This window comes from Piscibacillus sp. B03 (assembly GCF_052246295.1).
Lineage (GTDB): Bacteria > Bacillota > Bacilli > Bacillales > Alkalibacillaceae > Piscibacillus.
In genome coordinates, this window is sequence record NZ_JBQQCO010000006.1 from 126,423 (window position 1) to 135,734 (window position 9,312).

At 34.5% G+C, this 9,312-nt stretch carries 14 protein-coding genes; 7 read left to right on the forward strand and 7 right to left on the reverse strand.

Translation table 11 applies throughout. The features are described from left to right. The first annotated feature begins 295 nt into the window (after window positions 1–295). Window positions 296–967: an AAA family ATPase gene (locus tag ACTWQB_RS06175; protein ID WP_443138312.1), complete on the forward strand. Its 672-nt coding sequence runs from the start codon at window positions 296–298 to the stop codon at window positions 965–967. A 118-nt stretch (window positions 968–1,085) separates the two neighbouring features. Further along, complete coding sequence (locus ACTWQB_RS06180) at window positions 1,086–1,685, forward strand: pyroglutamyl-peptidase I (protein WP_443138313.1); 600 nt, start codon at window positions 1,086–1,088, stop codon at window positions 1,683–1,685. A 71-nt stretch (window positions 1,686–1,756) separates the two neighbouring features. Here the strand turns inward: ACTWQB_RS06180 and ACTWQB_RS06185 are convergent, their stop codons facing one another. Beyond that, on the reverse strand, window positions 1,757–2,314 hold the full coding sequence (locus ACTWQB_RS06185; protein WP_443138314.1) for a phosphatidylglycerophosphatase A family protein: 558 nt from the start codon (window positions 2,312–2,314) through the stop codon (window positions 1,757–1,759). Window positions 2,315–2,489: 175 nt separating this feature from the next. On the opposite strand from ACTWQB_RS06185, the gene ACTWQB_RS06190 reads away from it, so the two are divergent. The 4 genes from ACTWQB_RS06190 (at window position 2,490) to ACTWQB_RS06205 (ending at window position 5,032) form a co-directional block, all read left to right on the forward strand. Then, complete coding sequence (locus ACTWQB_RS06190; RefSeq protein ID WP_443138315.1) at window positions 2,490–3,215, forward strand: alpha/beta hydrolase; 726 nt, start codon at window positions 2,490–2,492, stop codon at window positions 3,213–3,215. A 94-nt stretch (window positions 3,216–3,309) separates the two neighbouring features. Continuing rightward, on the forward strand, window positions 3,310–3,828 hold the full coding sequence (locus tag ACTWQB_RS06195; RefSeq protein ID WP_443138316.1) for a YjcG family protein: 519 nt from the start codon (window positions 3,310–3,312) through the stop codon (window positions 3,826–3,828). A 3-nt stretch (window positions 3,829–3,831) separates the two neighbouring features. Further along, entirely contained in the window at window positions 3,832–4,257 is a 426-nt protein-coding gene (locus ACTWQB_RS06200; protein ID WP_443138317.1) for a GNAT family N-acetyltransferase, read from the forward strand. A 103-nt stretch (window positions 4,258–4,360) separates the two neighbouring features. Continuing rightward, window positions 4,361–5,032, forward strand: coding sequence for a DUF421 domain-containing protein (locus ACTWQB_RS06205; RefSeq protein ID WP_443138318.1), 672 nt, complete (start codon window positions 4,361–4,363; stop codon window positions 5,030–5,032). Here the strand turns inward: ACTWQB_RS06205 and ACTWQB_RS06210 are convergent. From ACTWQB_RS06210 to ACTWQB_RS06225, 4 genes are all read right to left on the reverse strand, one after another. After that, a complete protein-coding gene (locus tag ACTWQB_RS06210; RefSeq protein ID WP_443138319.1) occupies window positions 5,029–5,937 on the reverse strand; it encodes an MBL fold metallo-hydrolase in 909 nt (302 codons plus the stop codon). The genes ACTWQB_RS06205 and ACTWQB_RS06210 overlap by 4 nt on opposite strands. A gap of 29 nt (window positions 5,938–5,966) precedes the next feature. Beyond that, window positions 5,967–6,242 (reverse strand): hypothetical protein, encoded by a 276-nt coding sequence (locus ACTWQB_RS06215; RefSeq protein ID WP_443138320.1) that lies wholly within the window; start codon window positions 6,240–6,242, stop codon window positions 5,967–5,969. Between the two features lie 77 nt (window positions 6,243–6,319). Beyond that, the gene (locus ACTWQB_RS06220) at window positions 6,320–6,493 is read right to left on the reverse strand and encodes a hypothetical protein (RefSeq protein ID WP_443138321.1); all 174 of its coding nucleotides are present in this window, start codon (window positions 6,491–6,493) and stop codon (window positions 6,320–6,322) included. Between the two features lie 65 nt (window positions 6,494–6,558). After that, window positions 6,559–6,807 (reverse strand): hypothetical protein, encoded by a 249-nt coding sequence (locus tag ACTWQB_RS06225; RefSeq protein WP_443138322.1) that lies wholly within the window; start codon window positions 6,805–6,807, stop codon window positions 6,559–6,561. A gap of 250 nt (window positions 6,808–7,057) precedes the next feature. Between ACTWQB_RS06225 and ACTWQB_RS06230 the strand changes: the two genes are divergently transcribed. Then, window positions 7,058–7,510, forward strand: coding sequence for a CotY/CotZ family spore coat protein (locus ACTWQB_RS06230; protein WP_443138323.1), 453 nt, complete (start codon window positions 7,058–7,060; stop codon window positions 7,508–7,510). Window positions 7,511–7,634: 124 nt separating this feature from the next. On the opposite strand, the gene ACTWQB_RS06235 is transcribed toward ACTWQB_RS06230, so the two are convergent. Both ACTWQB_RS06235 and fabI read right to left on the reverse strand, forming a co-directional pair. Then, window positions 7,635–8,009 carry a CotO family spore coat protein gene (locus tag ACTWQB_RS06235; protein WP_443138324.1) on the reverse strand — a complete coding sequence of 125 codons (375 nt, stop codon included), beginning with the start codon at window positions 8,007–8,009 and terminating at the stop codon, window positions 7,635–7,637. 245 nt (window positions 8,010–8,254) lie between these two features. Further along, window positions 8,255–9,031 carry an enoyl-ACP reductase FabI gene (fabI, locus tag ACTWQB_RS06240; RefSeq protein ID WP_443138325.1) on the reverse strand — a complete coding sequence of 259 codons (777 nt, stop codon included), beginning with the start codon at window positions 9,029–9,031 and terminating at the stop codon, window positions 8,255–8,257. Window positions 9,032–9,312 lie beyond the last annotated feature (281 nt).

Consider the following 9,312-nt stretch of genomic DNA (forward strand, 5'->3'; position numbering starts at 1 on the left):
TGTTAATATTAAAGAAATGAGAACTAAAATATTGTCAGAAAATGTCGAATTTTACACCTAAAAATTATAAATGATTACTAAGTATTGGTTGTTGTTACTACTTTTAGTAAACTTGTCCTAACTGGCTTAGAACTAAGTAACTAAATCAACAACAAATGAATGATTATTCGGAAAAATTTGACTAAAATGAACTAGCCTTTTTATACTTAGTTTACATTTCTTAATCATTAATAAGTCTTAAAGGCTTCTTTACTTCCTTTTTATGTAAAATGACGGTCATAAAGTTGGTGTTAATATGCTTCTAAAAAGAATTGAAAAATCTAGGAATTATAAGAAACAAGAGTTCCCGTTTAATTTATCCCTGTTCATTGAGTTTGAAAATATTAACTTCCATTCGCCAATCACTTTAATAGTAGGAGAAAACGGAACCGGGAAATCTACATTATTAGAATTAATTGCCTATCATGCAGAGTTAATTCAGATTAACGGTGAACATATGGATCTTGATGACCGATTTAATAGCGTGAAAGAACTTACACCATATTTTAAATTGATATGGAACTACAAAAATAAAAGCGGTTTCTTCTTTCAAGCGGAAAGTCTCACATCTTTTATGGATGATATTAAACACCGAAGAGAAGATCTAGAGCGGGATTATAATGAAATTAAAAGACGGGATCCGAATAGCTTAGAAATCTTGCCTTATGCACGAAATTTGCATGATTTAAAACAACTATATGGAGATGGCTTGGAGACACAATCTCATGGGGAGAGTTTCCTATCTCTATTTCAAGCTAGATTTCGTCCTAATAGTTTATATGTATTAGACGAACCTGAATCACCATTATCACCAATCAAGCAGCTATCATTAATTTCTATGATTAAAGATGGCGGATGCAGGATGTCAATTTATTATTGCAACGCATTCACCTATGTTAATGGCTTTACCTGGGGCAGATATTTTTGAACTTCAAGGCGGCCAATTTCATTTAACTCATTATGATTAACTTGAACATGTTCAAATTACAAAACAATTTTTGGATAACCCAGAGAGGTTTTTAAGACATTTATAAGGGGGAATCTTTATGAAAAAAATATTATTAACTGGTTTTGAGCCATTTTTAGACTTCAAAACAAACCCAACGATGGAAGTGGCTAAATACTTAGATGGTAAAACAATTAATAACTATGAGGTCACGAGTCGAGTTTTTTCAGTCGATTTTAATCAAAGTGGTCGAGAAATGCTTAATGCGATTGAAGAGGAAAGTCCTGATGTCGTTGTAGCGTTAGGACTAGCAGGAAATCGGAGGCATATAACGCCTGAGAGAATCGCGATTAATTGTAATGATGGGCCTAAAGATAATAGAGGGTATAAACCAAATGGAGAGAAGGTTTTCGAGGATGGCCCTGATGCATATTTCTCAACACTACCGATTTACGAAATGGTTGATTCTATGAAACGGAATGGTTATCCCGCTTCAATTTCGAATAGTGCTGGTACTTACCTATGCAATAACGTTATGTATCACGCCTTACATCATGCTAAAACAAGCAACTTGAGTTATCGTGCTGGTTTTATTCATATTCCGCCTTCCTATGAAATGGCTATTAAACAACCACAATTAGCTAGCTGGTCGCAACATGACTTAAATATTGCAATTGAATATTGTTTACAGCAATTATAGAAAAATAAAAAATGCCACCATTACATTAAGATTAACTTTAAGTAATGGTTGGCATTCTATTTTTATGAAGCCTATAATCGATCTTCTTCATCACGTATAATTAAATCTTCGTCCGTCATTCCATCTAATAAATCTCTATGTCTATGTGCAATTCTACTTGAAGCATTCGCAGCAATACTTCCAACAATATCATCTAAAAATGTATGGCACTGTTCTCCTTCTTTCGTATCTAACCTCTCAATAACGCCTACTTTCTGTTTATCTAAATGACCATAAGTGGTTACTGCAATGCTTCCATAACCTAGTGCAGCTCCTAACGCTATCGTTTCATCCACTCCAAATAACCCTTCATCTTTAGCTATTAAGGATTGCAGTGGCTCTGAAAGCATACCTTTTTCTGCTAATACGTCTAGTTCTACTCCGACTAATATCGCATGTTGTATTTCCCTTTTTTCTAACACACGATCTACACTCTCTATACAATCGTCAATTGTTAAAGTTGAATGATAAGGCTCTTGCATTAAATAAACAACTTCAGCTATATCACGAATGGTTACTCCACGTTCAACTAAACGTTCACGTGCTGCCTTTTCAATATCTTTACTATTTATATGTGAGTAAACGGTCATAATCATTCCCCCTTATATTATTATATCACTGGACTTAGTGAAGTTTGAATAATTTATCTCATTATTCTGAATAAAGTAAGTGATGCCTTAACATTAGATATATACTTAAAATATGATAGAATTATTTTGAAAGTTCTTTACTCAACAAGCGATGTAGCATATGGAGGTTTTAATATTGGGTAGACAGGGTACGATGTTGGATAAGGAAATTGAAAGTGAATATCTTAATGAAACATTAGTCGTAAAAATTTATAAACCAGAGAACTTCTCACCTCTGTATAAGTATCACATTTGTATCATGCAAGATGGTGATGATTACTATCAGTTAGGTAGAGCAGCAACGTTCAGTGACCGATTACACAGTCAAGATGAAATTGAAAATACAATTTTCGCTGGCATTCATTATAAAGATCGTTATGATCGCTGGGATAAATATCATCCAGATGGCGAAAATAACGAAGCTTATATAAAATTTTTAGTCTTTGAAGTTGTACCTTTACTTGATAAGGAATTGCCAAGTTACCACGTAGGTTCAACTCGTGTATTAATGGGAAGCTCTCTTGGTGGTACCTTATCCTTAATGACTGCAATTAAATATCCAAATAATTTTGGTAAAGTCATTATGCAGTCACCTTACGTAGACGAAAAAGTTATTAAAGCAGTTGAGAATTCAGATGAAATATCAAATATGACCATATATCATACTATTGGCTTAGATGAATCTGAAGTCCCTACAACAAAAGGCGATCGAGATGATTTCTTAACTCCAAATCGTCAATTACACGAACATCTAAACAATAAAGTTTCAGATTATACTTACAAGGAACTAGAGGGTAAACACACTTGGAAGCAATGGCAAAAAGATCTACCAAATGCCATTAAGAAAATTTTTGGTAATTGAGTCTAATGATTGAGGAAAAATCTAACGTTTTTTTGTTATAATAAGAATTAGACTTTGTAGATACGCTGAGTTTTAAATATTAGGAGGGATTTAGATGTCAACATTAAATTACGGAATCGCAATATTTCCATCTAAAGAAATTCAAGATGTAGCTAACTCATACAGAAAAAGATATGACCCAAGATATAATAAAATTCCACCGCATATTACATTAAAGGAACGTTTTGAAGCGACAACAGATGAGATTAAAGATATAACTACCGAACTTGAAAAAATCGCGAGTGAAACAGACCCATTTGATATTGAAATTAAAAAAGTAAGTTCGTTTAGTCCAGTAACAAATACTGTATATTTAAAAGTAGAACCACATGATACACTATCAACATTAAATCAAAAGATGAATGAAGGTATTTTCTCAGAATCACAACAATTTGCGTTTGTTCCTCATATTACAATCAGCCAAGATCTATCAGAGGACGAGCACTCAGACGTGTATGGTAGTATGAGAATGTTAGAATTTGACTTACAAGACCATATTGACCGCTTCCAATTACTATACCAGTTAGAAGATGGGTCTTGGACAGTGTTTGAGACTTTTAAGTTAGGACGTTAAATTATGAATGTTGTACAAGTGAAAATTGAATCACAAATGAAAGATGCTTATCATGTTCGATCAGAAGTGTTTATAAACGAACAAAATGTTCCACCTGAAATCGAAGTTGACGAACATGAATCAGATGCCATTCATTTTGTAGGTTACTTAGAAGAAGAGCCGATTGCAGCTAGTCGTCTAAGAACAGTCGATGACTACTGTAAACTTGAGAGAATTTGTGTATTAAAAGAATACCGTGGAAAGCATTACGGCATTCAAATGATACAAGAGATGGAAAAATATTTAGCAGACCATCAAATTAATAAAGCAAAACTAAACGCACAAACTCACGCAGAACAATTTTATAAACGTTTAGGATACGAAACTATATCTGATGAATTTATGGATGCTGGTATACCACATGTAACAATGGTTAAAGAGCTAAGCTGACGGTACTATACCGTCAGTTTTTTTTATTTATAAGTATATTATTATTCGCCCTTGACCATAATGGATAGAAGAGTGTGCAATACTATTCAGGATGGTGAATCTAATGGATTTTGTAAGAATCCTAGTTGAGAGCTTAGCGGGATTTGCTGCACTTTTCGCTCTGACTAAAGTTCTAGGAAAGTCTCAAATCACACAAATTACGGCTTTTGATTTCATAGCTGCATTGGTCTTAGGGGAGCTAGTTGGCAATGGACTTTATGATCCTGAAGTTGGAATAACGCAAGTACTATTTGCTGTAACAATATGGGGAATCCTAATTTACGTAACAGAATGGCTTACACAAAAATATAGGCGAACACGTTCAGTATTAGAGGGAAGCCCAGCCATCGTGATAAGAAGAGGGCAAATACAACGAGATGTCATGAAGAAAAACAAACTAGATGTTAATCAATTAATGCATTTGCTTAGGGATAAAGACATTTTTTCTATTCAAGAAGTTGAATATGCAATTTTTGAAACGAATGGATCCATTAATGTACTTAAAAAATATATTCATCAAGCACCTACAAATGAATTTTTTAACGCAGCTCCTAAAGAAGTTGTATTACCCATTTCTATTATTACAGATGGAGAACTTATAAATGAAAATTTAAAAGAAATTGAATGGGACGAACAACAGGTACTCGATGAGATAAATAAACAAGGCTTAACAGTAAAAGAAGTAATGTATGCAGAATATAACAAAGAGGAAGGACTGTATGTGATGCCATACTAGCGTCCTTCCTCTTTATTTATCTTAAACATCCAGCGAAAATGCTGAATGTAGTGATTAACCTTACCCTGATTAATGAGCGCTGTAACATAGGCAGTCGTTGCTGTTCTATAAAGTAAGAATGGGCTTAATGTATCACTCTTTACACCCATTTCATTACAAATGCATGAAACCAGCTCCTCATGTGAAATAGCTTGTCTATCAGATATGATACAGTAAACTTTATGAAGTAATTTCTTATGATATTCTATATTTTTATCCAATGTCTTTATAAAATTTCTTTCAAATTTACCATGTCCCGGAATCGCACCATCTACTTGGACCTTTTTTAATTTTTCTAAACTAACCAAAGTTTGGTCAACACTAGTAATGTAAGGGATTTTATGTTTTTCTAATTCCGTTTGTCCAAAATAGCTATCTGCTGCATATAAAATATGATTAACCTTAATGGCCATTTGATGATAACTATGACCAGGGGTTGCGATTGTTTCAAACTCAAACCCATCTATTTTATGAAAACCTTCATCTACTTCAATATCTACTTCTACTGGTGGTCCTTCTAGAAACTTATTCCTCAGTTCATCTATTGGATCATTTCCTGAAAAAAGATAGGTAGGCTCTAAGACGGGGTTAGCTAAAATGGCTGACTCAAAAGTTGGGGCCAGAACCTTCACATCATAATGTTTAACGAGATATGATGCTCCACCATAGTGATCGGCGTGGGCATGCGTAATAAAAAGATGGGTTAAAGGTAGTTGGTGTTCATCTAATTGTCGAACAACCTTACGTATGGCAGAACGATCAATGGCAGCATCAATTAGCATGCCCTGATTACCATTTAGTACGTACCCTACATTCACTGAACTTATAAATACATAACATTGGTCATTTAGCTGCTTCATTTCCATCAATCATAACTCCTTAAATAAATATGTTATTAGATTGATTCGCTAAAATGTTGACCCTTTCCTGTTATTTCTGATAATTTATCTAAATTCGTTTCCGTATACTTTGATTGTTCCGATTGATAAAAATTAAGTTTTTGAACAGGCTTAATTTCAGTAAACTCATAATCATTCTTTTCACGCTTAATTTCTTGAAATTCTGCTCTAAAAACGCGTTCCAATGACAAGTTAGTTTTCTTAGCTCGAGAAATATGCCGGTTATGATATTGTCTATATTGATGAAAATCAACAGGCGCAATGTAACCCATAATTTCTCCTCCTTAATTATGCTTTACCCTCTTTTCTATTAAACTATTCGTTAAATTAATATAATATGTGACCGTCTTTACTCATTAAACCAGCTTTCAAACTCTTTTCCGAATTTTTCAAGGTTGCTAATGTCTTCTGATAGCTTTTTCTCCCAATCTATTAAATATTGATGCTCCTTCAATGATTTCTTCTCAGTAAGTTTACCGACTTCTAATAATATTTTCTCTAAATCATTCAACCATTTATTCATTTAAATCCCTCCTTATGTAAAGAAGAAAAGAACTCGTATGTTAAATACGAGTTCTTTACACCTTATTACATCCAAAAGAATGGTGGGCGACGATCTTGTTGATCATCGTCATGTTTCTCATCTTCTTGGTCCTCCACCATTTCTTCCATAACCGGTTCTTCTGCTACATGTTCGTCTGACATTTCCATCTCTTCGTGTCGACGACGTCGTGGTCCAAATAAAAAGTCACGATCACGTGTAGGACGTTCAAATACAACATTATCAGCTCTTACAACTAAATCATTCACACGAACTTCTTTTCTCTCATCTGCCATACCATTCACTCCCTCTCTTACAGAATTACGTTAATAGTATATTCAACCAAACCTGTTCAGCATGGTCGCTTGCCCCACAATATGGAATTTAATCAATTTAAGTTTTGAACAATTACAAGTGCCTATTCCTAAATACATATGGTATGCCTAAAGAAAAAATAAAAAAACCATCAATTGCCCACACCCATACATGGCATATGCATAGATTATTAACGTAAGTAGAGTCATACGACTAGAAAGGAGAATGACAATGTCTTGTAGAGGAAAAGAGCACAAAGACAACTGCGTAAGTGATATCCTACGTCAGATTGTTGATGCACAAAATGACATCGTCGAACACGAATGCGATATCAGCTGTAAGCAATCGATTGAAGATTTATTAGGGGATACAACTTCACCATCTGGTTTAGACACTGTTCCTGTTTTACTTTATTGCGAATGTAAAACATTTAAAGGATTTGGTGTCTTAAATGACCAACAACGTACGGTATTAGGAAGTTTCTACTTCCGAGTTAAGAAGGTTTATGATGATGATTGCGCAGTGTTAGAACTACTTCGCGACCCATCTGACTCAGATCGTAACCCTAAAGATCCAACACATCAGAAAACAGCTAATTTAAGAGCAACTGGAATTTGCATCAACGTTGACCTTAAATGTTTCTGCCACGTTACATGCTTACCTGCTGTTGACGCAATCAACTAATTTTAAATGTCAAAATAAAATGGAGCTACCCCAAAAAATGGGTACGCTCCATTTTGTTATTTTTTAATAAGAAAAGACGAGACAATTGTATGACTCGCCTTAAAAATACATTAGTATATATCTTTTAAAATCCTACAATTTGAATGTCTAATAAATCCTCTGTTTTAATAATACGTCGTCTTGGTAATTCAGTAACTATTAAACTAACTGTGTCATCTTTTCTTTCTTCAATGACCCCAGTGAATGTTCCCTGTTTAGTCATTACTTTACACTTTAATGCTGGTAGTGTTTCTTGCAAGTTAAGGATGTAATTAACCTTTTCATGAGTTGAGAGTGACTGGAATCTACTTCGACTCGATTCTTTAGCTGCTCTCACGTTATTCTTTTCCTTAGATTGTTGTTGCGCACTATAATAAAAGGACTGAGAGGATACCTCAGGTGAGGAATTTTGTTTCTGATCAATATATAGTAAAGGTGGTTTTGTACGACGATCTTCCATTTGACATACTCCTTTCATATGACTCTAACCCATATTATGCACAAACACCTATACCCGTGAGCATTAGGAAAGACAAATGAACGTGAAACGGACCAGAGTGTTGCTGAAATAGAATCAAGTGCTCGTTTATTGAGCCAGAGTGTCAATGAAAGGCATAAGTATGATAATAGTCTACTCCTCCTTGCCATTTAAAAAGATAAAAAAAGCCAACGGAATGATTTGTCCCATTGGCCTTAAAAGGCTTATTAATAACCTAAAATGTTATATCCTGAATCAACGTGGATGATTTCCCCTGTAACCCCTCTTGATAGATCACTCATTAAGAAGTAAGCAGCATCTCCAACCTCTTCTTTAGTGACTGGCTTACGTAAAGGTGAACGTTCTTCAATTTCTTTTAAGATCGCGTTGAAATCACCTACACCTTTTGCCGACACAGTACGAATTGGTCCAGCTGAAATTGCGTTAACACGCACACCATATTTACCAAGGTCATTTGCTAGATAGCGCATTGTTGCATCTAGACTTGCTTTAGCAACACCCATCACATTATAGTTTTCTACAACACGTTCGCCACCTAAGTAAGTTAGAGTTAGAATACTTCCGCCTTCAGTCATTAAGTCTTTAGCAGCACGAGAAACCGCCGCTAACGAAAACGCACTAATATCATGCGCTAAATGGAACCCATCACGAGAAGTATTTAAAAATTCTCCTTTTAGTTCTTCTCGTTTAGCAAAAGCAATACAATGAGCTAGTCCATGAATAACACCAACATCATTTTTAATATTCTCAAATGTATGGTCAATGGCTTCGTCAGATGTAACATCACATTCATAGAACAATGAATCATCACGATCTAATGAGTCAGCTAAATCTCGTACAGGTTTTTCAAAACGTTCATTAGCATAAGTGAAAACTAAACGAGCCCCTGCATTGTGTAGTGATTGAGCAATCCCCCAAGCAATACTACGTCTATTAGCAACACCCATGATGACATACGTACGACCTTCTAACGAAAAGTTCATTTATTCCGCCTCCTGATTTCACAATTATTTTTTATGATTAAATATTAGTACCTAGTACTATTTTATATAAAATATATGAAAAGCGCAATCTTAGTTTAACAATTTAATAATTGCCTAAATAAATATTTTTTATTAAATAAAAAAATACTCAATCGGGAGTGTCAAAAAGTTTGTGTAAATGACGACGTTCCATCTGTATTAAGTTAGCTGCATTATTTATATGATCGACCTTTAGGTCGTAATGGTGGCTTCTTCTTCAGTTGCCAACCCAGCAGCTTGTT

Coding starts and splice junctions, on each gene's coding strand:
- ACTWQB_RS06175 (WP_443138312.1), top strand. CDS start 296: ATGCTTCTAAAAAGAATTGAAAAATCTAGGAATTATAAGAAACAAGAG.
- ACTWQB_RS06220 (WP_443138321.1), bottom strand. CDS start 6,493: ATGAATAAATGGTTGAATGATTTAGAGAAAATATTATTAGAAGTCGGT.
- ACTWQB_RS06180 (WP_443138313.1), top strand. CDS start 1,086: ATGAAAAAAATATTATTAACTGGTTTTGAGCCATTTTTAGACTTCAAA.
- ACTWQB_RS06200 (WP_443138317.1), top strand. CDS start 3,832: ATGAATGTTGTACAAGTGAAAATTGAATCACAAATGAAAGATGCTTAT.
- ACTWQB_RS06205 (WP_443138318.1), top strand. CDS start 4,361: ATGGATTTTGTAAGAATCCTAGTTGAGAGCTTAGCGGGATTTGCTGCA.
- ACTWQB_RS06225 (WP_443138322.1), bottom strand. CDS start 6,807: ATGGCAGATGAGAGAAAAGAAGTTCGTGTGAATGATTTAGTTGTAAGA.
- ACTWQB_RS06215 (WP_443138320.1), bottom strand. CDS start 6,242: ATGGGTTACATTGCGCCTGTTGATTTTCATCAATATAGACAATATCAT.
- ACTWQB_RS06230 (WP_443138323.1), top strand. CDS start 7,058: ATGTCTTGTAGAGGAAAAGAGCACAAAGACAACTGCGTAAGTGATATC.
- ACTWQB_RS06235 (WP_443138324.1), bottom strand. CDS start 8,009: ATGGAAGATCGTCGTACAAAACCACCTTTACTATATATTGATCAGAAA.
- ACTWQB_RS06210 (WP_443138319.1), bottom strand. CDS start 5,937: ATGGAAATGAAGCAGCTAAATGACCAATGTTATGTATTTATAAGTTCA.
- ACTWQB_RS06185 (WP_443138314.1), bottom strand. CDS start 2,314: ATGACCGTTTACTCACATATAAATAGTAAAGATATTGAAAAGGCAGCA.
- ACTWQB_RS06195 (WP_443138316.1), top strand. CDS start 3,310: ATGTCAACATTAAATTACGGAATCGCAATATTTCCATCTAAAGAAATT.
- fabI (WP_443138325.1), bottom strand. CDS start 9,031: ATGAACTTTTCGTTAGAAGGTCGTACGTATGTCATCATGGGTGTTGCT.